Source organism: Xanthomonas hawaiiensis, assembly GCF_031834635.1.
GTDB lineage: Bacteria > Pseudomonadota > Gammaproteobacteria > Xanthomonadales > Xanthomonadaceae > Xanthomonas_A > Xanthomonas_A sacchari.
The window spans coordinates 3,822,995-3,849,888 of sequence record NZ_CP115873.1; the positions used below are offsets into that span (position 1 = coordinate 3,822,995).

The 26,894-nt window shown below is 70.3% G+C and carries 24 protein-coding genes; 13 read left to right on the forward strand and 11 right to left on the reverse strand.

The features are described 5' to 3' along the window. Positions 1–64 precede the first annotated feature (64 nt). Positions 65–1,474 (forward strand): aminotransferase-like domain-containing protein, encoded by a 1,410-nt coding sequence (locus PG878_RS16285; protein ID WP_209030786.1) that lies wholly within the window; start codon positions 65–67, stop codon positions 1,472–1,474. 230 nt (positions 1,475–1,704) lie between these two features. Here the strand turns inward: PG878_RS16285 and PG878_RS16290 are convergent, their stop codons facing one another. The 5 genes from PG878_RS16290 to PG878_RS16310 all read right to left on the reverse strand — a co-directional run bounded on the left by PG878_RS16290 (position 1,705) and on the right by PG878_RS16310 (position 5,101). Further along, positions 1,705–1,833 carry a hypothetical protein gene (locus tag PG878_RS16290; RefSeq protein WP_017916620.1) on the reverse strand — a complete coding sequence of 43 codons (129 nt, stop codon included), beginning with the start codon at positions 1,831–1,833 and terminating at the stop codon, positions 1,705–1,707. Between the two features lie 277 nt (positions 1,834–2,110). Then, complete coding sequence (gene fghA / locus PG878_RS16295) at positions 2,111–2,941, reverse strand: S-formylglutathione hydrolase (protein ID WP_209030785.1); 831 nt, start codon at positions 2,939–2,941, stop codon at positions 2,111–2,113. Positions 2,942–3,032: 91 nt separating this feature from the next. Next, positions 3,033–3,605: an S-(hydroxymethyl)glutathione synthase gene (gene gfa, locus PG878_RS16300; protein ID WP_209030784.1), complete on the reverse strand. Its 573-nt coding sequence runs from the start codon at positions 3,603–3,605 to the stop codon at positions 3,033–3,035. Between the two features lie 70 nt (positions 3,606–3,675). Then, complete coding sequence (locus tag PG878_RS16305; protein ID WP_209030783.1) at positions 3,676–4,785, reverse strand: S-(hydroxymethyl)glutathione dehydrogenase/class III alcohol dehydrogenase; 1,110 nt, start codon at positions 4,783–4,785, stop codon at positions 3,676–3,678. Positions 4,786–4,825: 40 nt separating this feature from the next. Further along, the gene (locus PG878_RS16310; protein ID WP_209031071.1) at positions 4,826–5,101 is read right to left on the reverse strand and encodes a metal/formaldehyde-sensitive transcriptional repressor; all 276 of its coding nucleotides are present in this window, start codon (positions 5,099–5,101) and stop codon (positions 4,826–4,828) included. Between the two features lie 314 nt (positions 5,102–5,415). Here PG878_RS16310 and PG878_RS16315 point away from each other — a divergent pair, with 314 nt between their 5' ends. Continuing rightward, the gene (locus PG878_RS16315; RefSeq protein WP_209030781.1) at positions 5,416–6,126 is read left to right on the forward strand and encodes a response regulator; all 711 of its coding nucleotides are present in this window, start codon (positions 5,416–5,418) and stop codon (positions 6,124–6,126) included. Continuing rightward, positions 6,123–7,631 carry an ATP-binding protein gene (locus tag PG878_RS16320; RefSeq protein ID WP_209030779.1) on the forward strand — a complete coding sequence of 503 codons (1,509 nt, stop codon included), beginning with the start codon at positions 6,123–6,125 and terminating at the stop codon, positions 7,629–7,631. The genes PG878_RS16315 and PG878_RS16320 overlap by 4 nt, the downstream gene beginning before the upstream one ends. Before the next feature lie 36 nt (positions 7,632–7,667). On the opposite strand, the gene PG878_RS16325 is transcribed toward PG878_RS16320, so the two are convergent. The 4 genes from PG878_RS16325 to PG878_RS16340 form a co-directional block, all read right to left on the reverse strand. Then, positions 7,668–8,054 (reverse strand): YbjQ family protein, encoded by a 387-nt coding sequence (locus PG878_RS16325; protein ID WP_209030778.1) that lies wholly within the window; start codon positions 8,052–8,054, stop codon positions 7,668–7,670. Between the two features lie 580 nt (positions 8,055–8,634). Next, entirely contained in the window at positions 8,635–8,886 is a 252-nt protein-coding gene (locus PG878_RS16330) for a hypothetical protein (RefSeq protein WP_209030777.1), read from the reverse strand. 56 nt (positions 8,887–8,942) lie between these two features. Further along, positions 8,943–9,332 (reverse strand): hypothetical protein, encoded by a 390-nt coding sequence (locus PG878_RS16335; RefSeq protein ID WP_209030776.1) that lies wholly within the window; start codon positions 9,330–9,332, stop codon positions 8,943–8,945. A gap of 34 nt (positions 9,333–9,366) precedes the next feature. Continuing rightward, positions 9,367–10,731 (reverse strand): glutamate--cysteine ligase, encoded by a 1,365-nt coding sequence (locus PG878_RS16340; RefSeq protein WP_209030775.1) that lies wholly within the window; start codon positions 10,729–10,731, stop codon positions 9,367–9,369. A gap of 220 nt (positions 10,732–10,951) precedes the next feature. On the opposite strand from PG878_RS16340, the gene PG878_RS16345 reads away from it, so the two are divergent. From PG878_RS16345 to PG878_RS16360, 4 genes are all read left to right on the forward strand, one after another. Further along, positions 10,952–11,647, forward strand: coding sequence for a VIT1/CCC1 transporter family protein (locus tag PG878_RS16345; RefSeq protein ID WP_209030774.1), 696 nt, complete (start codon positions 10,952–10,954; stop codon positions 11,645–11,647). Positions 11,648–11,898: 251 nt separating this feature from the next. Then, positions 11,899–12,357, forward strand: a complete 459-nt coding sequence (locus tag PG878_RS16350; protein ID WP_209030773.1) for a VOC family protein — start codon at positions 11,899–11,901, stop codon at positions 12,355–12,357. Between the two features lie 296 nt (positions 12,358–12,653). Further along, positions 12,654–13,484: a helix-turn-helix domain-containing protein gene (locus tag PG878_RS16355; protein WP_209030772.1), complete on the forward strand. Its 831-nt coding sequence runs from the start codon at positions 12,654–12,656 to the stop codon at positions 13,482–13,484. Between the two features lie 106 nt (positions 13,485–13,590). Further along, positions 13,591–14,583, forward strand: coding sequence for an MBL fold metallo-hydrolase (locus PG878_RS16360; RefSeq protein WP_209030771.1), 993 nt, complete (start codon positions 13,591–13,593; stop codon positions 14,581–14,583). 838 nt (positions 14,584–15,421) lie between these two features. Here PG878_RS16360 and yihA read toward each other — a convergent pair. Continuing rightward, complete coding sequence (yihA, locus tag PG878_RS16365) at positions 15,422–16,045, reverse strand: ribosome biogenesis GTP-binding protein YihA/YsxC (RefSeq protein WP_209030770.1); 624 nt, start codon at positions 16,043–16,045, stop codon at positions 15,422–15,424. Positions 16,046–16,174: 129 nt separating this feature from the next. Between yihA and PG878_RS16370 the strand changes: the two genes are divergently transcribed. From PG878_RS16370 to PG878_RS16385, 4 genes are all read left to right on the forward strand, one after another. Beyond that, on the forward strand, positions 16,175–16,996 hold the full coding sequence (locus PG878_RS16370) for a c-type cytochrome (protein ID WP_209030769.1): 822 nt from the start codon (positions 16,175–16,177) through the stop codon (positions 16,994–16,996). Positions 16,997–17,082: 86 nt separating this feature from the next. Next, positions 17,083–17,724 carry a thiol:disulfide interchange protein DsbA/DsbL gene (locus PG878_RS16375; protein WP_209030768.1) on the forward strand — a complete coding sequence of 214 codons (642 nt, stop codon included), beginning with the start codon at positions 17,083–17,085 and terminating at the stop codon, positions 17,722–17,724. 105 nt (positions 17,725–17,829) lie between these two features. Beyond that, positions 17,830–18,681, forward strand: a complete 852-nt coding sequence (locus PG878_RS16380; RefSeq protein ID WP_209030767.1) for a thiol:disulfide interchange protein DsbA/DsbL — start codon at positions 17,830–17,832, stop codon at positions 18,679–18,681. Between the two features lie 26 nt (positions 18,682–18,707). After that, on the forward strand, positions 18,708–19,475 hold the full coding sequence (locus PG878_RS16385; RefSeq protein ID WP_209230491.1) for an endonuclease/exonuclease/phosphatase family protein: 768 nt from the start codon (positions 18,708–18,710) through the stop codon (positions 19,473–19,475). A 286-nt stretch (positions 19,476–19,761) separates the two neighbouring features. On the opposite strand, the gene PG878_RS16390 is transcribed toward PG878_RS16385, so the two are convergent. Then, positions 19,762–22,650 carry a TonB-dependent receptor gene (locus PG878_RS16390; protein WP_209030766.1) on the reverse strand — a complete coding sequence of 963 codons (2,889 nt, stop codon included), beginning with the start codon at positions 22,648–22,650 and terminating at the stop codon, positions 19,762–19,764. Between the two features lie 826 nt (positions 22,651–23,476). Here PG878_RS16390 and PG878_RS16395 point away from each other — a divergent pair. Together PG878_RS16395 and PG878_RS16400 are read left to right on the forward strand one after the other, a co-directional pair. Further along, on the forward strand, positions 23,477–25,444 hold the full coding sequence (locus PG878_RS16395) for a transglycosylase SLT domain-containing protein (protein WP_209030764.1): 1,968 nt from the start codon (positions 23,477–23,479) through the stop codon (positions 25,442–25,444). Between the two features lie 131 nt (positions 25,445–25,575). Next, on the forward strand, positions 25,576–26,820 hold the full coding sequence (locus tag PG878_RS16400) for a multifunctional CCA addition/repair protein (protein WP_209030762.1): 1,245 nt from the start codon (positions 25,576–25,578) through the stop codon (positions 26,818–26,820). Positions 26,821–26,894: the final 74 nt, after the last annotated feature.

The window sequence follows — 26,894 nt, forward strand, 5'->3', positions numbered from 1 at the left end:
GGGGTGGGCGACCAGCACAGAGTCAGATACGCTGCAAATCGACCGATACAGATGAGGCCGCCGCATGCGCCTGTACGAAGCCCTCGCCAGCCAGCTGCGCGACCAGATCGCGCAGGGCACGCTGCGTGCCGGCGAGCGCCTGCCGTCGATCCGGCAACTGGCCGCCGGCCACGGCATCAGCGCCGCCACCGCGGTACAGGCCTGCCTGCAACTGGAACGCGAAGGCCGGGTGCAGGCACGGCCGCGCTCGGGCTACTTCGTCCGAGCCGCAGCGACGCCGCTGCCGGCCGCTGCCGGCCCATCGCGGCGGCGCGCGCCGGGCGCGGTGGCCAATCCGGCGCTGCAAGGCGTGCTGGACATGCTCGCGCGCTCGGACCTGGTGCCGCTGCACACCGCCACGCCGGCGGCGGCGCTGCTGCCCGGCGCGCAGCTGGCCAGCGCGCTGGCGCGGCAGTTGCGCCGCCAGCGCAGCGCCGCGCTCGACTACGCCCCGCCGCAGGGCCATGCCGCGCTGCGCCGGCAGATCGCGCAGCGCTACGCGCACTGCGCCACCGCCGTGGCCGCCGACGAGGTGGTGGTGACCGCCGGCGCGATGGAGGCGATCAGCCTGGCGCTGCGCACCCTCACCGCGCCGGGCGACGTGGTGCTGGTCGAGACCCCGACCTACCACGGCATCCTGCAGGCGGTGGCGGCGCTGCGGTTGAAGGTGCTGGAAGTGCCGAACCGGCCCGGCCAGGGCATCGACGCCGCGCGCCTGGACGCGCTGCTGCAGCGCACGCCGGCGCGCGCCGCGGTACTGGTGCCGAACTTCAACAATCCGCTGGGCAGCCTCACCCCCGACGCGGCCAAGCGCGCCCTGCTGGACAGCTGCGCGCGCCACGGCACGGTGGTGATCGAGGACGACATCTACGGCGAACTCGACTGGTCGGGGCAGCGCCCACGGCCGCTGCGCCGTTTCGACACGCACGGCAACGTGATCACCTGCGGCGCCTTCTCCAAGGTGCTGGCGCCCGGCCTGCGCGTGGGCTGGCTGCTCGGCGGCGCCTGGACCGACGCGCTGGTCCGCGCCAAGTATTTCTCCACCATCGGCGGCGCCAGCCTGCCGCAACTGGCCCTGGCCGATTACCTGCAGCGGCACGACCTGGAGCGCCACCTGCGCAGGCTACGCCGCACCCTGGCCGACAACGGTCAGCGCCTGCGCGAGGCGGTGCTGCGGCACTGGCCAGCCGGCACCCGCATCGGCGACCCGGCCGGCGGCCTGTCGCTGTGGCTGCAACTGGCCGACGCCGGCAGCGGCCAGGCCCTGTTCGAGGCCGCCCTCGCCGCCGGCATCGGCACCTCGCCCGGCCACCTGTTCTCCAGTCGCGGCGACTACGCCGACCACCTGCGGCTGAGCTGCGGCCAGCCGTGGAGCGAGACGCTGGAACACGCCATGCGGCGGCTGGGCAGGCTGGCGGCGCGGCTGCCGCGCTGAACGCGACGCCCGGCGCCACGGCGCCGTCCCGATGCGAAACGCGCGCTGCCAGCGTTTGCCTGACAGTCCACCGCACCATGTGCTGTCCCACCTGCGCCGCGGGGCGATGCAGTGGGCTCGACGTGAGCGCTTGCCGATCCAGGCGATCGCCGCCGCGCTACGGCACGCCTGCGTCGGCGCGTCCCGCGCAAGGGCGTCGATGCGATCGCCGGCAGCCGGACGCAGCTGCGCTATCGCGTTGCCGCGCCGATCGCCAACGCCACGCAGGCACCGAACACGGTGCAGGCCAGCATCGCCACCGCGCTGAGCGGGCTGCGCCAGCGCTGCCAGGGGAGCAGCAAGGTGCGACGGCAGGACATAGCGCGGCTCCGATCCAGGGACGTGGGGATGGCGAACATTGCGGAATCTAGCCAGCGCCCGTCTCAGCAGGCGCGAACGCGATCGCACAACCGCACGCTGGGTGCCGCCGCCCCCACGTTTGTTTACGAGACCGGCCACACCGCCGCCCTGATGGTCACGGCGCTGTCATGTGCACGACCGGTGCGGCAGCATGCGCAGGAAACGCAGCGCCCCGGCCACGCTGTGCGGCGCCCTGCCCGGCGGTCCGCGTCGCACGCGGCCGCCGGCGGAGCGCGCTCAGCCCTGCAGGGCGCGCGCGTGGAAGGCGATGTGCTCGCCGATGAAGCTGCCGATGAAGTAGTAGCTATGGTCGTAGCCGGGCTGCACGCGCAGGGTCAGCGGGTAGCCGGCGGCGTCGGCGGCGGCCTGCAACAGCTGCGGGCGCAACTGCTTGTCCAGGAACTCGTCGCCGCCGCCCTGGTCGACCAGCAGCGGCAGGCGCTCGCTGGCGCTGCCGATCAGCACGCTGGCGTCGTACGCCTGCCATTGCGCGCGGTCCTCGCCCAGGTAGGCGGTGAAGGCCTTCTCGCCCCACGGCACCTGCGTGGGCGCCACGATCGGCGAGAACGCCGACACGCTGCGGTAGCGGCCGGGATTCTTCAGCGCGATCACCAGGGCGCCGTGGCCGCCCATGGAATGCCCGCTGATCGCGCGCCGGCCGTTGTGCGGGAACTGCGCCTCGATCAGCGCCGGCAGTTCCTGCACCACGTAGTCGTACATGCGGTAGTGCGCGGCCCAAGGCGCCTGGGTGGCGTTGACGTAGAAGCCGGCGCCCTTGCCCAGGTCGTAGCCCTCGGCATCGGCGACGTTCTCGCCGCGCGGGCTGGTGTCGGGCGCGACCAGGATCACGCCATGCTCGGCCGCATAGCGCTGCGCGCCGGCCTTGGTGATGAAGTTCTGCTCGGTGCAGGTGAGGCCGCTGAGCCAGTACAGCACCGGCAGCGTGGCGTGCTCGGCCTGCGGCGGCAGGTACACGGCGACCTGCATGCTGCAGCCGAGCACGGCCGAATCGTGGCGATAGACGTCCTGCCAGCCGCCGCAGCAGGCGTGGTGTTCGATGCGTTCCATGGGCAGTTCCGGGAAGAGGGCCTGCGACCGCGAGCGGCCGCAGGCGGAGATGCCGCGACGCGTCGACCGGCGACGCGCGCGGCAGCGGACTTCAGTGCAGCACGCCGTTCTTGCGCGCGACGTGGGTGGAGATCGCGTCCATCAGCGGCGGCGACAGGCAGTCGTACGGTTCCAGCTTCAGTTCGCGCAGGCGGTTGCGCACCCCGTCCATCGCCTCCGGACGCGTGCCGCTCTCGATGATCGAGGACACGAACGCGGCGAAGCCCGGCGCCGACCAGCCCTGCTGCGGCGACAGTTCCGTGTGCACGAAATCCAGGCCGTAGAACGGATGCTCGGTGTTCTCGATGCGGCCGTACATGTGCACGCCGCAACCGGTGCAGGCGTGACGACGTATGGTCGCGCTCTCGTCCACCACCTTGAGCTTCTCCTCGTGCGCGACGACCTTGACCTTGTCGCGCGCCACCACCGCCACCACCGAGAAGGTCGCGCCCTTCGGCTTCCAGCACTTGGTACAGCCGCACGCATGGTTGTGCGCCGTCTGCGCCCCCACTTCCACCACCACCTTGTCGCTGGCGCAGTGGCATTCCAGGGTGCCGCCCTGGAAATGCTCCGCGCCGGCACGCACGCCGGCGTCCACCGACGGATGAATCGTCACAGTACTCATCTTGCCCCCTCCCGGGTTCGTTGCGTCGCTGCAATGCGCGGAAACGGCCGCGCGCCGGACTGACCTGCGGTCAGAAGTGGATGACGGTGCGGATCGACTTGCCTTCGTGCATCAGGTGGAAGGCCTCGTTGATCTCGTCCAGCGGCAGGGTGTGGGTGATGAACGGATCGAGGTCGATCTCGCCATGCATCGCCTGCTCCACCATGCCTGGCAACTGGGTGCGGCCCTTGACCCCGCCGAACGCGCTGCCGCGCCAGACCCGGCCGGTGACCAGCTGGAACGGGCGCGTGCTGATTTCCTGGCCGGCGCCGGCCACACCGATGATGACGCTCTCGCCCCAGCCCTTGTGGCAGCACTCCAGCGCCGAACGCATCACGTGCACGTTGCCGATGCATTCGAAACTGAAGTCCACGCCGCCGTCGGTCAGCTCGACGATGACCTCCTGGATCGGCTTGCTGTAATCCTTAGGGTTGATGCAGTCGGTGGCGCCCATGCTGCGCGCCAGCTCGAACTTGCCCGGATTGGTGTCGATGGCCAGGATGCGCCCGGCCTTGGCCTGCACCGCGCCCTGGATCACCGCCAGGCCGATGCCGCCCAGGCCGAACACCGCCACGGTGTCGCCTTCCTTCACCTTGGCCGTGTTGTGCACCGCACCGATGCCGGTGGTGACGCCGCAGCCGAGCAGGCACACCTTCTCCAGCGGCGCCTCGGGATTGACCACCGCCAGCGAGATCTCCGGCACCACCGTGTACTCGCTGAAGGTGCTGCAGCCCATGTAGTGGTAGATCGGCTGGCCGTTGTAGGAGAAACGAGTGGTGCCGTCGGGCATCAGGCCCTTGCCCTGGGTGGCGCGCACCGCCTGGCACAGGTTGGTCTTGCCGGACAGGCAGAACTTGCACTTGCGGCACTCGGCCGTGTACAGCGGGATCACGTGGTCGCCGACCTTGACGCTGGTCACACCCTCGCCCACCGCTTCGACGATGCCGCCGCCCTCGTGGCCGAGCACCGCCGGGAAGATGCCTTCCGGGTCGTCGCCGGACAGCGTGAACGCGTCGGTATGGCAGACGCCGGTGTGGGTAATGCGCACCAGCACCTCGCCCTGGCGCGGCGGTTCGACATCGATCTCCACGATCTGCAGCGGCTGGCCGGCTTCGAAGGCAACGGCGGCTCGGGATTTCATGCGCTTTCTCCTGGCTGAGGAAATGGGTGTGGGGTGCGGATCACTTGAGATAGGAGCGGACCAGCATGCCCATCTCGCGCACGCGCGCGGCGCGCTGCGCGTCGGAGCTGGCGGGCTGGCCGAATTCTTCGCGGACGTGGGCTTCCATCACTTCCGACATCAGGCCGTTGACCGCACCGCGGATGGCGGCGATCTGCTGCAGCACGGCAGCACAGTCCGCCCCCTCCTCCAGCGCGCGTTCCAGCGCCTCGGTCTGGCCGCGCAGGCGGCGGATGCGGGCGAGGACGCGCTTCTTCTCGTGCGGGGTGTGCGGCATGCGGTAGAGCCCAAGAACTATACTGGGGGATAGTATTCCGGCGGCCGGCAAAAGAAAACGGCCGCGTACGCCGCAGCCCCGGCCTGACCTGTGACGGACACCCCGCCGGCGCAGGTGCCGGCGCATGGCAATGCATGTCGGCACAGGACACGCGGCGGCCATGATCCCGCTGCCGGCGCTGCCTATGATGGCCATGCGTTCACGCGCGGGCCCCGGGTGCGGTGGCCTCGTCCCTGAGCGCCCCCAGTTCCAGGCAGCCGCGGCCACGTCTAGACTGGGCGACTCCCGTGTGGCGGCCCTTCAAGATCGTGGACATGAAATCCTTCATTCTGGTCGTCGACGACGATCCGGATCTGCGCCGACTCATCAGCGAGTTCCTGAGCGACCACGGCTACCAGGTGGACACCGCCGAGACCGTGGCGGACATGCGCCTGCGGATGGCCGAGCGCCAGCCGGACCTGGTGATCCTGGACGTGATGATGCCCGGCGAGGACGGCCTCAGCGCCGCCCGCCAGCTCGCCAGCGAGCGCGGCGCGCCGGCGGTGATCATGCTCAGCGCGCTGGGCAGCGACACCGACCGCATCATCGGCCTGGAGGTCGGCGCCGACGACTACCTGGCCAAGCCGTGCAATCCGCGCGAGCTGCTGGCGCGGGTGCGCGCCCTGCTGCGGCGCAGCCAGGCCACGACGCTGCCGCCGGAAGCGCGCGGCAACGTCTACGAGTTCGCCGGCTGGCGGCTGGACGTGATCCGCCGCGACCTGCGCGACCCCACCGGTATCTTCATCAACCTCTCCGACGGCGAGTTCGCGCTGCTGCGCACCTTTGTCGAGCATCCGCAGCGCGTGCTCAGCCGCGACCAGTTGCTCGACTACGCGCGCGGCCGCGACACCGAGGTCTACGACCGCGCCATCGACAGCCAGATCAGCCGCCTGCGCCGCAAGATCAACGAACGCGTGCAGACCGAACTGATCCGCACCGTGCGCAACGAAGGCTACATGCTGTTGCCGAGCGTCGCCCGCCTGTGAGTGCGTCCACGCGCGCCCGCCGCGGCGTGCCGATCTTCGCCCGTGCCTTCCTGCTGCTGGTGGTGGCGCTGCTCACCGCGCAGCTGATCGGCATCGCCCTGGTGCTGCGCACGCCGGTCTACGAGATGCCGGTGCATCCGCCGGAGGTGATCGCCCTGCTCAGCACGCGCATGCCGGCCGGCACCCAGACCCTGAAGGTGCAGGACACAGCGCATGCGCCGCTGCCGGCGCGCGACCAGGTGCGCGACCGCAATGCCGAACGGGTGATGGCGCACTGGCTGGACGTGGCGCCGGACCAGGTGCGTTTCTACCGCAACAGCGACGGCCGCCTGGAGCGCCTGCGCCTGCGCCTGGGCGAACACCCGCCGCCGCCGCCGCATGCCGTCGCCGCCGACGACGATGCGTCCTCGCATGGGGCGATGCCGCCGCCGCACGGGCAAGAACCGCCGCCGATGGAGCCACCGCCCGGCGCGGGCGAGCCACCGCGCGATGGCGCCTTCGGCGGCACCATGCACGCATCGGGCTGGCGCGAGCGCGGCTTCGCCCCGGCGGTGCCCCTGCTGGATGGGTTCACTGCCGCACTGCGCCAGCCCGACGGGCGCTGGCGCAGCGTGATGTCGCCGCCGCGGCGGTTCTCCAACGAATTCAAGACCCAGGTGGTCATGCTGTTCCTGGCCGGCATGCTGGCGATGCTGCCGCTGGCCTGGTGGTTCTCGCGGGCGCTGTCGGCGCCGATTCGGCGCTTCGCCGAGGCGGCCGACCAGCTCGGCCGCAATCCCGACGCGCAACCGCTGCGGCGCAGCGGCCCCAGCGAGATCGTGCAGGCGGCCGATTCGTTCAACGCCATGCAGGCGCGCCTGAACCGGCTGATCAACGAGCGCACGCACATGGTCGCGGCGATCGCCCACGACCTGCGCACGCCGCTGGCGCGGCTGGCGTTCCGCCTGGAGACCCTGCAGCCGCCGCTGCGCGAGAAGACCATGGCCGACATCGACGAGATGAAGGCGATGATCTCCGCGGCGCTGGACTTCATCCACAACGACAGCCGCCGCGGCAAGCGCTCGCCGCTGGATTTCCGCCTGCTGGTGGAAAGCGTGGTCGACGACGCCAGCGACACCGGCGCCGACGTGGTCCTGCTGCTCGGCGACGCCATCACCCTCGACGGCGATCCGCTGTCGCTGCGGCGCATGGTGATGAACCTGGTGGAGAACGCGCTGAAGTACGGCAAGCGCGCACGCCTGCAACTGCGCCACGAGGCCGGCGAATGCGTGCTGTGGATCGACGACGACGGCCCCGGCATCGATCCGGCGCAGCGCGAAAAGCTGTTCCTGCCGTTCTTCCGCGGCGAGAACTCGCGCAACCGCGATACCGGCGGCATCGGCCTGGGCCTGTCGGTGGCGCACAGCATCGTGCTGGCGCACGGCGGCCAGATCGCCCTGGACAATCGCGACGAGGGCGGCCTGCGGGTCAGCGTGCGCCTGCCCTGCCACGCGGTCGGCGGCTGAGCCGACCCCGCGGCCGACCGCCGCACGCCGACCGGCTCAGTGCGGGTTCGGCTCGACGATCACGGCCGTGCCGTAGCACAGCACCTCGGTCAGGCCGGCCATCAGCTCGGTGGCGTCGTAGCGCACCGCGACGATGGCATTGCCGCCCATCTGCCGCGCGTGCTGCAGCATGTCCCGGTAGGTCTCCAGGCGCGCCTGCTCGCACAGCTGGGTGTAGATGGTGATATTGCCGCCGAAGATGGTCTGCAGCCCGCCCAGGAAATTGCCGACGATGGAGCGCGAGCGCACGGTGATGCCGCGCACGATGCCCAGATTGCGCACGATGCGGTAGCCGGGAAGCTCCAGCGCGGTGGTCACCATCGCATCGTTCAGCGGCGAGGCCGCCGTCGCACGCGGCGGCGAGGAATTGTACGGATCGGTCATCGATGTCCCCTGGGTGGCGCTGGTCCGTGGCACCGCGGACCGCGGCCCCGGCGCGCATGCGCCGAGGCCGGCAGTGTTAGCACCGCAGGAAGAACCACGCAATCGCCAGGGCCAGGCCGCCGATCCAAAGCACCACCTACCGAATTTGCGCCCTGCGTATGCGCCAGAGCAATAGGAGCCGTTTGCCCGAACGAACTGATAGCACGAAGGTGGCAAACATCCCGCATGCGATAAACATCGTCGCTCCCGACGCCGTGCCGCGCGCGAGCAAGATGCCGCAATAGACGAACAGAGAAACAAAGCCAAAGAAGCCGGCAGCATTCTTGTAGAAGTGCCAGACAGTGATCGTGACTGCTTCCTGGGGACGATGCACTCGCTCTGCATTTTCCCCGGTTGTTCTGGCAGAGTCATGCTCCATCGTGCCCCCTGGGACATTAGCCTCATCGCGATACCCAGTATCCGCGATGGAAGAGCACATTGGAACGGATCCACAGTCCAGCTACGCTGACGACGGCGCGCTGAGCCCTTGAGCATGATCAGAGACGTAAAGCGCCGAACTACGGGTCGCTTGGCGGCGCCGCTATGGTGGCAGCAAGCACCCGGCCGCGATCCAGTCCAGCGCCGACGCCGCAAGCGGCACGCATTCTTCCTCGGCCAGCGCACCCAGATCGCACAGGAACACCGGATACGCCGGCGCTACCAGCGCGACCAGCACGCCTTGGCCGCCGCTGTCGTCGCCGATCAGCACATGGCCCGGCAAGTAGCGCGCGATCTCGAAGGTGGCATTGCGTTCGGCCAGGTCGGCGGCGGCGTACAGCAGCAATCCATCCATTCGCGGCTGCCCCGCCTGAGACGCAACTAGCGCGCCGATGGGCTGCGGCAAGACATCTAGCGCGAGCGGAACAGCCGTCGCCACCACGACGCCGTCTGCACCGTTTCGGCGCCCGCGTGGCGCTGCGCCAGGGTCTCGGCATGACGCGCCAGCAACAGCGGCCGTGCGGTCGCCCGCCAGAACACCAGGCTGACGTACCCCGAGGACATGCCGCCATGGCTGAGGCGCGGCACGAACACCGACTCGACAGAGGCGTCGTCCAGCGCCGTGCCGACCAGGCGCGCGAAGCTCTCCGCGAGCAGCGCCTCGCACTGCGCCGCCGTCGCCGGCAGCGGCACGCCGACCAGGGCTGACGCCATCTCTTCCCACAGATACGGATCGCCACGGCCGCCCCATCTGCTCGGCTCGACCTGGAACAGGCGCGCCATGTCGGCGATCGCGGTCATCGTGCTGCCGGCCTGCGCGCGTGCGGCGCGGCGCTCAGTACGCGAACTCGCGGAACACGTGGTCGATGTCGCCCTGCCAGGCGCCGTGGTACAGCGCCAGCTTGCGCTCGGCCGCGGTCTCGCCGGCGTGCAGGATTTCCACCAGCGGTTCGAGGAAGCGCGATTCGTCCTGGCCGTCGCGGTTCAGGCGCGCGCGCCGACGCAGGCCGGACAGCGCGATCTTCACCGCCTCGGCGGCCAGGTCCTGCACGGTGCCGTTGCGGAACGGCAGCTTCAGCGCCTGCCGCGGCACGCCGTCGCGCAAGGCATGGCGTTCGGCCAGGGTGAAGTCCTTGACCAGGTCCCAGGCGGCATCCAGTGCGGCATCGTCATACAGCAGGCCGACCCAGAACGCCGACAGCGCGCACAGCCGGCCCCACGGGCCGGCGTCGGCGCCGCGCATTTCCAGGTACTTCTTCAGGCGCACTTCCGGGAACGCGGTGGTCATGTGGTCGGACCAGTCACGCAAGGTCGGCAACGCGCCCGGCAAGGCCGGCAGCTTGCCCTGCAGGAAATCGCGGAAGCTCTGTCCGCTGGCGTCCACGTAGGTGCCGTCGCGGTAGGAGAAATACATCGGCACGTCGAGCAGGTAGTCGACGTAGCGCTCGTAGCCGAAGCCATCCTCGAACACGAAGTCGAGCATGCCGGTGCGGTCGACGTCGGTATCGGTCCAGATGTGCGAGCGATAGCTGAGGTAGCCGTTGGGCTTGCCTTCGGCGAACGGCGAGTCGGCGAACAGCGCGGTAGCGATCGGCTGCAGCGCCAGCGACACGCGGAACTTGCGCACCATGTCCGCTTCGCTGGCGTAGTCCAGATTGACCTGCACCGTGCAGGTGCGGGTCATCATGTCCAGGCCGAGCGCACCGACCTTGGGCATGTAGCGTTTCATGATCTGGTAGCGGCCCTTGGGCATCCACGGCATCTCGTCGCGGCGCCACTTCGGCTGGAAGCCCATGCCGAGAAAACCCAGGCCCAGTTCGTCGGCGACCTGCTTGACCTCGTTGAGGTGGCTGCCCACTTCCACGCAGGTGTCGTGGATGGTCGGCAGCGGCGCACCGGACAGTTCCAGCTGGCCGGCCGGCTCCAGCGTCACCGAGGCGCCGTCGCGCAGCAGGGCGATGGTGTGCCCGGCTTCGCGCACCGGCTCCCAGCCGAAGCGGGTCAGGCCCAGCAGCAGCGCCTCGATGCCGCGCTCGCCGTCGAAGGTCGGCGGCCGCAGGTCGTCCAGGCGGAAGCCGAACTTCTCGTGCTCGGTGCCGATGCGCCACTGCGCTTCGGGCTTCTCTCCGGAGGCGAGCACCTGCACCAGTTCGGCGCGGTCGGTGATCGGCGTCTCGGCAACGTGGCTGGGGCTCGACAAGGGCAGGACTCGCACGGCGGGTGAGGCGATGTGGGGACCGGGCCCGGCCATCGCAAGGCCCGCACTATAGCCTGCCGGGGGTGAGGCCCATATCGCTACCGGCGGCACTGCAGCATTCCATAGCCGCGCCGCCGCGGCGTCGAGAGTGAGACGCAGCAAGCGCCCGCGGCGCCGGCTTCGGTAGGCTGCGGACTCTCTCACCGCCCTCGGCAGGCAACGCATGCGCCCGACCCACTCCGAACGCCACCGCACCGATCGCGCCGGCTGGCTGCGCGCGGCCGTGCTCGGCGCCAACGACGGCATCCTCTCCGTGGCCGGCCTGGTGGTCGGCGTCGCCAGCAGCGGCGCGTCGGCGGCCACGGTGCTGACCACCGGCATCGCCGGCCTGGTCGCCGGCGCGATGTCGATGGCCGCCGGCGAATACGTGTCGGTGCAATCGCAGGCCGACACCGAGCGCGCCGACCTGGCGCTGGAGCGCCGCGAGCTGCACGAGGATCCGCAGAGCGAACTGGAGGAACTGACCGCGATCTACCGCCAGCGCGGACTCGACCCCGCCCTCGCCCGCCAGGTCGCCGAGCAGTTGACCGCGCACGACGCGCTGGGCGCGCACGCGCGCGACGAACTCGGCATCACCGACAGCCTGCGCGCGCGCCCGCTGCAGGCGGCCGCCGCATCGGCCGCGGCGTTCTGCACAGGCGCGGCGCTGCCGATCGTGGCCGCCTGGCTGGCGCCGGACGGCCGGCAACTGTGGGTGACCGGCGCGGCCACCCTGGTCGGCCTGTCGCTGACCGGCGCGCTGGCCGCGCGCGCCGGCGGCGCCTCGGGCCTGCGCGGCGCGGTGCGCGTGGTGTTCTGGGGTGCGGCGGCGATGCTCGCCAGCGGCGCGATCGGCCATGTGTTCGGCGTGCATGTCTGAGCCGGCGCGGCGCACGCCACGGCCGCATCACCGGCATGGCCGACACCCGTTCTCCAGGAGGCTCGCGATCGGCAGGCTGGCCGCCTGACTGACGGCGCCAGGAATAGCGCCGTGCCACCCCGACATTGCCGGTGCCTGCGCCTCGAAACCCCGAGGTGGTAGCGACAGGAGCGTTCTGTCCAGCGAGACGCCACACGTGGAACACAAGGCCACAGCGCGTCTATCCTTCGAACAAAACGGGAAGCAGAGGGATGAATATCAAGACGGATACCGTCATCGTCGACCACGCCGGATTCTCCGTTTCCTCATTGGAGGAGGCGATCAGGTTCTGGACCGAGGCGATGGGATTCGAACTCGTTCGCACGGGCGAAATGGGCGGCGATTTCCTGCAGCAGGTAACGGGTGTCGAAGATCCGCGTTGCCGCATGGCACTGGTGGTCTCGCCCACAGGGTTTCCCATCGAACTTCTCGAATACTCGACAGCCAGCACGTTGGGCAAGGCACCCGAGAGCGCCGGCGCGATCGGCGCGACCCATCTGGCCGTCACCGTGGCGGATATCGACCTGGTTGTCGCCAGGGTCCAGGCGCAGGGATGGAACCTGAAAGGATCTCCCCGGCCTATCGAGGCCGGGCCACGCGCGGGAACCGTCGTTGCCTACGTCAGCGGGCCCGATAGGATCACCATCGAGGTCATGCAACCTCCCGCGTAAGTCTCATCCGGCGTGGTGCAAGCCGCTGCGGCTCTTTCGATCGCCGATGGCGAGCGCGTGTCGTGGGCGGTGAGGCGAGATGCGTTGGCGGTCCGCAGCGCGTCACCGCGTTACGCACGTTGCCCGTGCAGCGGGCCTGGGGCCACGGCGCACGCCTTGTTTCCTGGAGCCTCCGGCCTGCGCTGCGGGCGGCGGTCCACGGCGCGGCGGCACCGCTGGCCAACGGTGCGGTCGGCCGGATCTTGGGTGTGCAGGTCCGAGTCCGCGCGCAACGCGCTGCGGTAGCATCGGCAGCCATGGCCGACACCTCCTCCCCCGACGCCCTGTTGCTGGCGCGCCTTTCCAGTCTGGCCGACTGCACCCAGGCCGAGGGCTACGCCTGCATCAGCGCGCGCCGCGAACACGGCGCGCGCTCGGTGGAGATCCCACGGCCGCAGCTGGCGATCCTGCTGCAGGGTCGCAAGCAGGTGCGCACCGCCACGCAGACGCTGGACTTCGTGCCGGGCGATCTGTTCCTGGTGACCCGGCGCTGCCGCATCGATGTGGTCAACATCCCGGATCCGCACAGCGGCCTGTACCTGAGCGTGCTGGTGCCGCTGTGCGAGGAAGCGCTGAGCGCGGCGCGTGTGCTGTGGAACGAACCGCTGCCCGCCGCCGGCGCGGAACTGGCGCGCCTGCGCGCCGAGGCGTTCGGCAGCACCCTGCTGCAATGGCGGCAGGGGCTGCAGGACGGCCGCTACACCGAGGCGCGGCTGGCGCTGGCGGCGCTGGTGGTCGCCCTGTGCCGGCACGGCCACGGCGGCCTGCTGCTGCCGCCGGCGCCGAGCGTGGCGGCGCAGGTGCGTGAGTTGATCGCGGCACAGCCGCAACGCGCCTGGCGTTCGCGCGACATCGAGGACAGCCTGGGCCTCAGCGGCGCGACCCTGCGCCGGCATCTGGCCGGCGAAGGCACCTCCCTGCGCGACCTGCTCGCCGATGCGCGCCTGGCGCACGCGATGCAGCTGCTGTACACCACGCGCTGGCCGTTGAAGACGGTCGCCGCGCACGCCGGTTACCGTTCGGTACGCAGTTTCAGCCAGCGCTTCCGGCAACGCTACGGCCTGGATCCGGCCAGCATCGGCAATTGACTCGCGGCGGCGTGAGCGCCGCGCGCGGCGGAATGAGCGAATCGCGCAGCGGCGCCGGCGCAGCATGCCCGTACCGCGGCGCCTGCCGCATTGCCAGGAAATCCCCATGTCCGTGTTCCCGTTGCGCGCGCTGTGCGCGCTGGCCCTGACCGCCAGCACGGCGCTGACGCTGCCGTCCTCCGCCCACGCCGCCGCGCCGGCCAGCGCCCAGACGCAGGTGCCCGGCGTCTATCGCCAGGCGATCGGCCGGTTGCGCGTCACCGCCCTGTTCGATGGCACGGTGGCGCTGCCGCGCGCGCAACTTGCGAACATTCCGCCGGAGGCGATCGCGCGGCTGCTCGACCACCGCTACGTCCCGGAGAACGACAAGGGCCTGCAGACCGCGGTCAACGCCTATCTGATTCAGGACGGGACGCACCTGACCCTGGTCGATACCGGCACCGCCACGTGCTTTGGCCCCGGGCTCGGCCAGGTGCTGGCCAACCTGCGCGCGGCCAGCTATGCGCCCGAGCAGGTCGACGACGTGCTGCTCACCCACGCCCATCCCGATCACCTGTGCGGACTGCTCGATGCGCAGGGCCAGCCCGCCTATCCCAAGGCGACGGTGTGGCTGAGCGCCGCCGATGCCGCGTACTGGCTGGACCCGGCCAGCGAGCCCGGTGCACCGCAGATGCTGCGCTTCGCCTTCCCGCTGGCACGTGCGGCGGTGGCGCCGTACCAGGCCGCGCAGCGGCTGCGCCGTTTCCGCCCAGGCGATGCGCTGCCGGGTGGCGCGGTGGCGCTGGATACCCACGGGCACACGCCCGGGCACGTGTCGTACCGGTTCGACGGCGGCGCGGGGCAACAGTTGTTGGTGTGGGGCGACCTGGTGCACTACCACGCGGTGCAGTTCGCGCAACCGCAGGCCTCGTACGAGGCCGACAGCGACCGCGATGCGGCGATCGCCGCGCGCAAGCGCATGCTGGCGCAGGCCGCGGACCACGGCTGGTGGGTGGCCGGCGCGCACCTGCCGTTCCCGGGGCTGGGCCATGTGCGCCGCGCGGGCGAGGCGTTCGCCTGGGTGCCGGCGGAGTTCTCGCCGTTGCCGGCGGCGCCTTGAGACCGGTCTTCTCCCGTTGGGAGAAGGAACGGCCGCTAGCCCCTCTCCTCTCGGGAGAGGGGTTGGGGTGAGGGTACGGCGCCACGCGTCTCGCGGAGTTCGGCCGCACGAGGCTTCGCCCTTACCCTCATCCGCCCCTTCGGGGCACCTTCTCCCGAGGGGAGAAGGAACGGCGCTAGCCCCTCTCCCACCGGGAGAGGGGTTGGGGTGAGGGTCCGGCGCGACGCGTCTCGCGGAGTTCGGGCGCACGAGGCTGCGCCCGTACCCTCATCCGCCCCTGCGGGGCACCTTCTCCCGAGGGGAGAAGGAACAGCGGCTAGCCCCTCTCCCCCCGGGAGAGGGGTTGGGGTGAGGGTCCGGCGCGAAGCGTCTCGCGGAGTCCGGGCGCACGAGGCTTCGCCCGTATCCTCATCCGCCCCTGCGGGGCACCTTCTCCCGATGGGAGAAGGAACGGCGGCTAGCCCCTCTCCCATCGGGAGAGGGGTTCGGGTGAGGGTCCGGCGCGACGCGTCTTGCGGAGTTCGGGCGCACGAGGCTGCACCCGTACCCTCATCCGCCCCTTGGGGGCACCTTCTCCCGAGGGGAGAAGGAACAGCGGCTAGCCCCTCTCCCCCCGGGAGAGGGGTTGGGGTGAGGGTCCGGCGCGAAGCGTCTCTTGGAGTTTGAGCGCAAGAGGGTGCGCCCGTACCCTCATCCGCCCCTGCGGGGCACCTTCTCCCGATGGGAGAAGGAAAAGCGGCTAGCCCCTCTCCCATCGGGAGAGGGGTTGGGGTGAGGGTCCGGCGCGAAGCGTCTCGCGGAGTTCGGGCGCACGAGGCTGCGCCCAGCACCACCCCGCTCACTCCGCGGCAGTCGGCTCCGTCTCCAACCCCAGCCAGCCACCGACGATGGCACGCGCCTCGTCCACGCCCTGGCGGCTCTCGCCGGAGAAGGTCTGCACGCTGACGGTATCGCCGAATGCGCTGGCCAGTTCCTTGCGCACCTGCTGCAGCACCTGCGCCTGCTGGCCGCGGCCGAGCTTGTCGGCCTTGGTCAGCAGCGCATGCGCCGGCAGGCCGCGCTGCACCGCGTAACCGAGCATCTGCCGGTCGTAGTCCTTGAGCGGATGGCGGATGTCCATCACCACCACCAGCCCGCGCAGGGCCTCGCGCGTGCGGAAATAGGTGTCGATGAACTTCTGCCAGTGCGCCTGCAGTTCCTGCGGCACCTTGGCGTAACCGTAGCCGGGCAGGTCCACCAGGTAGCGCTCGGGCTGGACCTGGAAGAACACCAGTTGCTGCGTACGGCCAGGCGTCTTGGACACGCGGGCCAGGGCGTTCTGCCGGGTCAGCGCGTTCAGCGCGCTGGACTTGCCGGCGTTGGAGCGGCCGGCGAACGCCACCTCCCAGCCGCCGTCGTCCGGCAACTGGCGGGCATTGTGGGCGGACAACAGATAGTGGGCACGTTCGAGGATCAGCGACATCCGCCTAGGATCGCACGTCCGCGGCCCCGGGCGGGCTTCGTTGACCGCCGGGCCGCGGCATGCCGATAATCGCGCGAGTGCGGTCGCCGGCCCGGCAGCCGCGGGGTCGGGTCATACGGAGCTTCAGCAATGCGCCACGCTCGCGTTCTTGCCTTTGCCGGTCTAGCGGTTTCCGTCGCCGCCGCGGTCGCGTTCGCGCAGACCGCGGTGGTTCCCATTCCAGACCACGCCCCGGTGCGCACCACGCCGCTGGAGAGCGACGTCGGCAAGGCCGCCTGGGGCGACCCCAAGGCCGGCCAGGCCAAGGCCGCGGCCTGCGCCGCCTGCCACGGCGCGGACGGCAATCCCGCCATCGCCATGTATCCGCGCATCGCCGGCCAGATGGAGCGCTACAGCGCGCGGCAGATGGCGCTGATCGCCCACGGCGAGCGCACCAGCGGCGCGGTCGCGGCGATGGTGCCGTTCGTGCAGCCGTTGAGCACGCAGGACATGCGCGACATCGGCGCCTACTTCGCCACACAGAAGGCCGGCGCCGGCATCGCCGACGACACGGTGATCGCCGACGGCCCCTACGCCGGCATGAAGTTCTACGAAGTCGGCCAGCAGCTGTATCGCGGCGGCGATGCGACCCGCGGCATTCCCGCATGCATGGCCTGCCACGGCCCGGCCGGCGCCGGCAACCCGGGCCCGGCCTACCCGCACCTGGGCGGCCAGCACGCCGACTACGTGGCGCGGCGCCTGCAGGAGTACCAGGCCGGCACCACCCAGGAGCGCGATCCGACGATGTTCAAGATCATGGCGCAGGTGGCCAAGCCGCTGACCGACCAGGAGATCAAGGCGCTGGGCAGCTACCTGCAGGGCCTGCACGACCGCGCCGACGACGCGGCCGCTGCGCAGGCCGCACCGGCCGCGGCAACGCCACAGCAGCCGGCGCCCGCGCAACAATCCTGACCGTGCGCCGCTGCGGCGGCGCCGGCCCGTTTCCCCTTCGCGCCGGTCCCGACGACCGGCGTTCGTTTTTTGCCATTGGAGATCGCATGAATCGTCTGCCCCGCCTGCTGTTGTGCCTGCTCGCCCTGCTGCCGTTGAGCGCCTGCGCGCAACCCAAGTCCGCCACCGCGGTGGAAGGCGAGGACTACACCCTGATCGCCGACCCCAAGCCGTTCGCGCCGCTGGCCGGCAAGATCGAGGTGGTGGAAGTGTTCGGCTACACCTGCCCGCATTGCGCGCATTTCGAGCCGCTGCTGGAGGAATGGGCCGGCAAGCAGGCCAAGGACGTGCGCCTGACCCTGGTGCCGGCGGCGTTCGGCGGCTACTGGGACAGCTTCGCCAGCGCCTTCTATGCCGCGCAGCAACTGGGCGTGCAGAGCCGCAGCCACCGTGCCATGTTCGAGGCCATCCACGACAAGCGCAGCGTGCCGGTGCAGAACGTGGCGCCGGAGGAACTGGCCACGTTCTACGCCGGCTTCGGGGTCAAGCCGCAGGCCTTCATCGCCGCCTACCAGAGCCCGCAGGTGGCCGCGCAGGTGAAGACCGCGCGCGATTTCGCCGTGCGCGCCGACATCGCCGGCACGCCGGCGCTGATCGTCAACGGCAAGTACCTGGTCAAGGGCAAGAACTTCGAGGACATGCTGCGCATCGCCGACGCGCTGATCGCCCGCGAGCGCGCCGGCAAGTAATCGGCGCACGGCGCTTCATCCGCGCCATGGCATCATGACGGGGTGGCCGGACCGCGCTTGCGGCGCGTCCGGCGTTTTTCCCCCATCCTGCTGGAGATGTCGCCGATGAAGACCCGCTTCGCCCTGACCCTGATGGCCCTGCTGCCGATCCTGGTGGCATGCAAGGCCCAGGACGGCACTGCCGACACCGTCGCCCCTGCGTCCGGCACCGCCGCGGCCCCGGCTGCCGCGCCTGCCGCCGGCGACAATGCCGCCGCGCCCGCCGAGACCCCCGCCGCGCCTACAGCCACCACGGCCGATGCCGCCGCGCAGCCCGCCGCCACCGACGGCGACACCGCCGCCGCGGCCAAGCCGGTCGCCGCCAAGACCCCGAACGGTCCGGAGCCGGTCGCCGGCACCGACTATGTCGACATCGCGGGCGGTCAGCCGTTCCAGCCGACCAACGGCAAGATCGAGGTGGCCGAGATCTTCGGCTACGTCTGCCCGGCCTGCGCGCGCTTCCAGCCGCTGATCGGCCCGTGGAAGGCCGGCCTGCCGTCGGACGTGCGCTTCGTCTATGTGCCGGCGATGTTCGGCGGCACCTGGGACGACTACGCCCGCGCGTTCTACGCCGCCGAGGCGCTGGGCGTGCAGGAGAAGACCCACGAGGCGCTGTACAAGGCGATCCACGTCGACGAGACCCTGAAGGGCGAGCGCGGCCGCGACTCGGTGCAGGACATCGCCAACTTCTACGCCAAGTACGGCGTGGACCCGAAGCAGTTCGCCGACACCATGGGCAGCTTCGCGGTCGCCACCAAGACCAACCGCGCCAAGCAGTTCGCCACCCGCAGCGGCATCACCGGCACGCCGTCGCTGATCATCAACGGCAAGTACCTGGTCAAGGGCAAGAGCTACGACGACATGCTGCGCGTGGCCGATCACCTGATCGCGCGCGAGCGTGCGGCGATGGCCAAGTAAGCCGTCCGCCCCCGGGCCGCACCGCCGTGACCGCTCCCGCCACCCGCACCCTGCGCGTGCTGACCGCCAACATCCAGGCCGGTTCCAGCACGCGCCGCTACAGCGACTACGTGACCCGCAGCTGGTCGCATGCGCTGCCGGCCGGGCGCAAGCGCAGCAGCCTGGACGCGATCGCGCAGTTGGCCAGCGACCACGACATCGTCGGCCTGCAGGAGGCCGACCCCGGCAGCCTGCGCTCGGGCTTCACCAACCAGACCCACTACCTGGCCGAGCGCGCCGGCTTCAACTACTGGAGCCACCAGCCGAACCGTCGCGTGGGCGGCGTGGCCTCCAGCGCCAACGGCCTGCTCAGCCGGCTGGAGCCGGTGGAAGTGCAGGACCACGCCCTGCCCGGCCGGCTCGGCGGGCGCGGCGTGTTGCTGGCCAAGTTCGGCAACGGCGCCGAAGGCCTGGCGGTGGCGGTGGCGCATTTGTCGCTGGGCGCCAACTCGCGCGCGGCGCAGTTGGCCTTCATCGCCGAACTGTTGTCCGATCATCCCAACGCGGTGCTGATGGGCGACTTCAACTGCGTCGCCGACCGCCCGGAAATGCAGTTGCTCTACAAACGCACCCGACTGCAACCGCCGGGCTGCGTGGTACCGACCTTCCCGAGCTGGCGCCCGCAGCGCGCCATCGACCACATCCTGGTCAGCGACGGCCTGCGCTGCAACGAACAGCGTGCGGTGCCCGCCGCCTTCTCCGACCACCTCGCCGTGGCCACCGAGATCGAAGTGCCGCAGCACTTGTTGCGCTGAGGCGTAGCGTCACACCGGTATTTCATGTGGGAGGGGCTTCGACCCCGACGCGACGCGCCCGACGTACGCGGCAGACCCTGCGCTCAGCGGCTTCGTGAGCGCCTTCAGAAAATCGCGAACGCTTCAGCAGCGACGCAGTTGCCGGAAAGCGCGTCGCGATTGAAAAGCATCTCAGCCTGTTGCGCGACCATCGAGCCGCATCAAGGTACGTTCTCCGCCCCACTGCATCGGGCAGCGCCCTGCGAGAGCGCACGCGCGCTCCCGCAGGTGCACCTGCGCGCAGCGACTAGAACTTCAGATCCGCCCGCACGTACAGGTAACGTCCGCCGGGAATGCCATAGGTGGAAGCGTCGTAGCCGTTGAGCGAGCACGACAGGCAGATCGGCGGGTCCTTGTCGAAGACGTTGTTGACGCCGCCGCTGAGGGTCAGGCCCTTGAGCCAGTCGAAGCGGTAGCCCACCTGCAGATCGTGGTAGGTGATCGCGTCCAGCGTATTGGTGCCGGCGACCGGGTTGCTGCACACCGAGAACGCGACCGCATCGCCGCACTGCTCGGTCAACTCGGAGATGTGCCGCAGCGTCCACGACGCGTTCCAGCGGCCGCGCGACCAGTCCAGGCTCAGGTTGCTGGTCCACTCCGGAATGGAGCTGTCCACCACTTCCACGCCCGGTCGCTGCGGCTGCACCTGGCCGGCCGCGCCGGTGGCGACGTAGCGGGTGACGAAGGTGTTCTGCCAGCCGATCTTGAAGCGACCGGCGGCGGTCTCCGGCGAATTCCAGAACAGGTCCACGTCCCAGCCGTCGGTCTTGATCGAGCCGAGGTTGGTCAGCCGGTTGTTGAAGCCGTTGATGCCGCCGGTGGAGGCGCGGGTGATGCCGTCGCAGTAGGTGGGCGACAGCGTGTCCACGCACAGGTCGAGCTGGGTCTGCGCGTTGATCGCCTGGATCGCGCCATCGATGTCGTGGCGGTAGAACGTCACCTCCACGTCGAAGCGGTCCGACCACGGCACGTTGCTGGCGAACCATGGGCTCCACACGAAGCCGGCGCTGAAGCTGCGCGCCTTCTCCGGCTCCAGCGCACGGTTGCCGCCGGTGGTCACCGAGATCTGCGAATTGGCCTGCTGGTAGCCGGTCGGCACGCCGAGCGCGGCGCAGTTGCTGGCGCTGCCGCGCGGCGCGGTGCCGCCCAGGCCGATCGAGCACGGGTCGGACAGGGTCAGGTCGGCGCGTGCGGCCGAACCGTACAGTTCGCCGATGCTGGGCGCGCGGAAGCCTTCGGCATAGCTGGCGCGCAGCACGAAGTCCGGCGCCACCTGCCAGCGCAGGCCGTACTTCGGGGTGAACTTGCCGCCGAAGGTGGAGTAGTCGGAGTAGCGCCCGGCCAGGCTCAGGTCGAGTTTGTCGCCCAGCGGCGAGTCGGCGAAGATCGGCACGCTAAGTTCGAGGTAGGCTTCCTTGACGTCGTAGCTGCCCTGCGTCGGCAGCGACGGCACGCCGTTGTAGTGGCCGATCACGGTCAGCGGATCGGGGCGGTAGAAGCCCTCGTACTTGCGGTACTCCACGCCGGTGGCGAAGGACACTGCGCCGGCCGGCAGCCGGAACAGGTCGCTGCTGAGGTTGGCGGTGAACTGGGTCAGCTCGTTCTGGCTGCGGTCGTGCACCACCGGCTGGATCCAGCGCAGCATGTCCGGGGTGATGCTGCCGGCGCCGCCGAAGATGTTCAGCGGCACGCAGCCGGCCACTGCCGCGCACGCCGCCGGATCGCCCAGCGCCAGGTTGATGTTGTAGATGTTGTAGCTGCCGTAGTTGGTCTGCTCGGCCTTGTTCTTGCTGTAGGCGCCGTTGACGTCCCAGAACCAGGTGCGGTCGGCGCCCTCGAAGCTGCCGATGAAGCCGGTGCCGACGTATTGGGTGTCCACGCGCTGCTCGAACACACGCGCGCCGCCTTCCACCGGGCGGCGCCCGATCATGATCAGGTTGCTGGACGAATCCAGCGCGAAGCCGAACGGGTTGTACGGGTTGGCGGCGGAGATGACGATGTTGTCGGCCAGCGGATTGCCGGTGCCGGCGTCGGGGCCGAGGAAGATCGGTTCCGGCGCGGCCTGGTTGGTCGATTCGCGGCGGTTGCCGAGCAGCTTCAGGTACCACTGCACGTCGTCGTTGAAGAAGAAGCGGAACTGGCCGAACACGCCCTTGCGCTCGGACGGGGTCAGCAGCAGGTTGGACGCGGCGAAGTTGTAGCGGTCGGCTGTGGTGAAGCAGTGGTAGTCGTCGCTGCGCGTACAGCCGCCGGTGCCGTCGTAGCGCGGCGTGCCCACGCCGCTGTTGGGCGTCAGGTTCTGCTCGGCGCCGGTGTTGGGATCGACGAAGATGAAGCGCCCGTCCGGCGTGGCCGAGCTGCCGAACGTCAGGCCGGTACCGGGAATCGGATACAGCGACTGCGCGCGGTCGCGCGCGTAGATCGGATCCTGCTTGGTGTAGCTGGCGCCGAGGAACAGGCTGGTGCGCTCGGTGCTGTGGCCCCAGGCCAGGTCCACGCCCTTGCTGGCGCCATCGCCCTTGTCGTATTCGCCGTAGTTCAGCGTGACCTGGGCACCCTCGAAATTGCGCCGGGTGATGATGTTGACCACGCCGGCGATGGCATCGGAACCGTACAGCGAGGAGGCGCCGTCCTCCAGCACCTCGACGCGTTCGACGATGGCCAGCGGAATGGTGTTGAGGTCGGTGGCCGCGCCCACGCCCGAGGCCGAGGACTCGTTGACCCAGCGCATGCCATCGACCAGCACCAGCACCCGCTTGGCGCCCAGATGGCGCAGATCCACCTGCGCCGAGCCGGCGCCGACGCCGCTGCCGTCGGGCGGGAAGCCGAAATTGCCGGAGGAATTGAACTTGGCGTTCAAGGCCGAGCCGGAGGCGGTGAGTTCCTGCAGCACATCGCCGATGGAGGTCAGGCCGGTGCGTTCGATGTCGGCACGGCTCAGGGTCTGCACCGGCACCTGGCCCTCGACTTCGGCGCGGCGGATGCGGGTGCCGGTGACCTGGACGCTGTCCAGGGTGGTGGCCGTGCCGGGCGCGGCCGGGGGCGTCTGTTGCTGGGCGCCGGCGATGGCGGGGACGCCGCCGAGCAGGGCCAGGGATACCGCGAAGACCAAAGGATGGCGGTGCAGGAAATTCATCCGTCTCTCTCTCCAGAAAGGATGTGGGTCGGCCGCTGCGACCCCCTGCACCGCGACGGCGTGGAATTCTTTGTAAACAAATCGTAAACGGCCTGCAAGCGTCCGGCGGGCAAAGCGCGGGCCATCGCGACGACTGGTCGATCTGGTAGACACAGGGGCCGCGAGACGCCGTCAAACGGCGAGGTGCCGAAGCCCCTCTCCCACTGGGAGAGGGGTTGGGGTGAGGGTCCGGCGCGAAGCGTCTCGCAATACCTGGCTGCACTGGCTGTCGTTGTCCACAGCGGCCCGCACCCTCATCCGCCCCTGCGGGGCACCTTCTCCCAATGGGAGAAGGAAAGGCTGCAAGCCCCTCTCCCACCGGGAGAGGGGTTGGGGTGAGGGTACGGCGCGAAGCGTCTCGCAGTACCTGGCTGCACTGGCTGTCGTTTCCCACAGCGGCACCCGCACCCCCATCCGCCCCTGCGGGGCACCTTCTCCCGATGGGAGAAGGGAAAAGCCGAGCCCCTCTCCCCTCGGGAGAGGGGTTGGGGGTGAGGGTACGGCGCGAAGCGCCTCGCAGCGTTCAAGCGCGAAAGGCTACACCTACATCCTCATCCGTCCATGTGGGGTGCACCGGATGTCGGCCCGGCGCGCGGCATCAAGCTTCAACTGCTGCTGGGGTATTTCACCAACACGAGGGCCGCGCGGCCGCTGCGTCCAGCGCACTCGCCGGCCCCACCCGGACGACGCGCCCGCCCATCTTCCCGACCACACCGGCGGAAGCGACGACAGCGCCGCCATCGCCAGTTGAAACGGCGATTCATCGACGTTCGGTATAGTCCCGCGCATGATCCTGCGCACGTCCCTCCTGCTGTTCGCCGCCGCGTTGTGCGGCCCCGTTTCCGCCCTCGCCCAGTCCCTGGATGCGCAACGCCCGGCGATCCGCTCGGCGATCGACGATGCCGAACAGGGCCGGTTCGATCCGGTCCGCGCGGCCGCCTTCAAGCAGCATCCGCTGTACGGGTGGCTGGAGTACGCCAACCTGCGCCGCAACATCGACAAGGTGTCCGATGCGCAGGCGCAGGACTTCCTCAAGCGCTACGCCGGGCAGCCGGTGGCCGAAAGCTTCCGCGCACTGTGGCTGCCGGCGCTGGCGCGGCGCGAGGACTGGCCGGCGCTGCTGGCGAACTGGAAACCCACCGAGAACCTCGGCCTGCGCTGCGCCCAGCTCAACGCGCGCCAGGCCACCGGCCGCGCCGACGCACAGTGGGTGGACGAAGCGCAGGCGCTGTGGCGCAACGCCGGCAAGTCGCTGCCCGACGCCTGCGATCCGGTGTTCGCGGTGCTGCAGGCACGTGGCGGCATGACCGATGCGCTGCGCTGGGCGCGCGTGGAAGCGGCGGCGGACGCACAGCAGCCGGCGGTGATGCGCGCCGCCGCGCGTGGCCTGCCCGCGGCCGACCTGGCGCTGGCCAACGACTACGCGGCGTTCCTGGACGCGGTGCACACGCGTGCGCTGAGCTGGCCCAAGACCGAGCGCAGCCGCAAGGTCGCGGTGGACGGGCTGCAGAAGCTGGCCAAGACCGACCCGGACGCCGCCGAGCGGCAACTGCCGCAATTCGACCAGGCGCTGCAGTTCAGCGAGGCGCAGCGCGGCGCGGTGCTGTACCAGATCGCGCTGTGGACGGTGGCCTCGTACGGGCCGGATTCGGCCCGCCGGCTCAACGCCGTGCCCGAGTCCGCCTACGACGAACGCCTGCACGAGTGGCGCGCGCGCGAGGCGATGGCGCGCGGCGACTGGCCGGCGGCATTGGCCGCGATCCGCAAGATGCCGCCGGCGCAGCGCAACGATTCGCGCTGGCAGTACTTCGAGGCGCGGCTGGCGGAGAAGACCGGCAACGCCAGCGAGGCGCAGCGGCTGTATCGCGCGGCGGCCAGCTCTGCGACCTTCCACGGCTTCCTGGCCGCCGACCGGCTCAAGCAGCCGTATGCGCTGTGCCCGTGGGAACCGAACGACAGCGCACAGGCGCAGGCGGCGGTGGCGCGCGATCCGGCGCTCATCCGCGCACTGGAACTGTTCAAGATCGACCGCGCCGGCTGGGCGGCGGCCGAGTGGAACGATGCGTTGAGCCGCTTCGACGACACCCAGCGGCGCCTGGCGGTGGAAGTGGCCAGCGCCAACGGCTGGTTCGACCGCGCGGTGTTCGGGCTCGGCAAGCGCCCGGAGGAACAGCGCCTGTACACGCTGCGCTTCCCGCTGCACCACGCCGACACCATCCGCCGCGAAGCCGGCAAGAACGCGATCGACCCGGCCTGGGTCGCCGCCGAGATCCGTGCCGAGAGCGTGTTCAATCCGAACGCACGCTCGCCGGCCAATGCGATGGGCCTGATGCAGGTGGTGCCGGCCACCGGCGCCAGCGTCGCCCGCAATCTCGGCCTGGCCGGCTACGGCGGCGCCGCCAGCCTGTACGACCCGGACACCAACATCGCCATCGGCACCGCCTACCTGCGCCAGTTGCTCAACACCTACGGCCTGCCCTACCTGACCATCGCCGCCTACAACGCCGGCCCCGGCCCGGCCGCACGCTGGCAGAGCCAGCGCCCGGGCCACGATGCCGACTTCTGGATCGAAACCGTCAGCTACAAGGAAACCCGCGAGTACGTGGCGCGCATCCTGGCCTTCAGCGTGATCTACGACTGGCGCCTCAACGGCGACGCCCTGCCGGTCACCGAGCGCATGCTTGGCAAGCTGGATGCGCCGCGGAAGAAGTTCGTGTGCGCGGCCGCTGCTGCGGCCGCCGGGAATGGGGAATAGGGAATGGGGAATCGCAACGGCGCACCGCGCTTGACCACGCTGCATGCGGTGTCCGCAGGTCAGGACGACATCGGCACTGGCAGGCCCGCTCTTACCATTCCCGATTCCCGACTCCCCATTCCCAGCCCCCAATGAACATCTACCTCGTCGGCGGCGCCGTCCGCGACGCCTTGCTCGGTCAACCGCCCGGCGACCGCGACTGGGTGGTGGTCGGCGCCACCCCGCAGCAGATGCTGGAGTCGGGCTACAAGCAGGTGGGCCGCGATTTTCCGGTGTTCCTGCATCCGCGCAGCGGCGAGGAATACGCGCTGGCGCGCACCGAGCGCAAGGCCGGACGCGGCTACCACGGTTTCGTGGTGCAGGCCGATCCGTCGGTGACGCTGGAAGAGGATCTGCAGCGGCGCGACTTCACCATCAACGCGATCGCCCGCGACGAGGCCGATGGACGCCTGGTCGATCCCTATGGCGGCGCGCGCGATCTCGAGCAGCGCGTGCTGCGCCATGTCGGCCCGGCCTTCGCCGAGGATCCGCTGCGGGTGCTGCGCGCGGCGCGGTTCATGGCGCGGCTGGCGCCCTTGGGCTTCGTGGTCGCGCCCGAGACCATGGACCTGATGCGCGCGATGGCCGCCGGTGGCGAACTGGAAACGCTGGTGCCCGAACGCGTCTGGCAGGAACTGCGGCGCAGCCTGGCCTCGGCGCAGCCCTCGGCGTTCCTGCGCACGCTGCGCGAGGCCGAGGCGCTGCGCTGGGTGCTGCCGGAGCTGGACGCGCTGTACGGGGTGCCGCAGCGCGCCGAGTACCACCCAGAGATCGACACCGGCCGCCACCAGGAACTGGTCAGCGACATGGCCGCGCAATTGGTGCCGGGCGACGCGCTGATCGGCTTCGCCGCGCTGACCCACGACCTGGGCAAGGCGCTGACGCCGCCGGAGGAATGGCCGCGCCACCTGATGCACGAACAACGCGGCCTGGCGCCGCTGCGCACGCTGTGCGAACGCCTGAAGCTGCCGCAGGAGCACCGGCAACTGGCCGAGATCGCCTGCCGCGAGCATCTGAACGTGCATCGCCTGGCCGAGTTGCGCGACCGCACCGTGCACGAACTGCTGCAGCGCTGCGACGGCTTCCGCAAGCCCGAGCGCATCGCGCAGTTGGCCACGGTGTGCGAGGCCGACAAGCGCGGCCGCCTCGGCAGCGAGGACGCCGATTACCCGCAGGGCCGCGTCCTGCAGCGCCTGCATGCGGCGGCGCTGGCGGTGAACGCCCGCGACCTGGCCGCGCAGGGCCTGAGCGGCCCGCAGATCGGCGAGGCACTGGCCAAGGCGCGGATCGCGGCGATCGCCAAGGCGCGGCGGGAGCTGCAGGCCGACGCGCCCTGATCGCTACCAGGCGACGCTTGCACCGACCCGCGCTCGGAGCGGCGTCCCCTCCCATACGACCGACGCATCGCCGG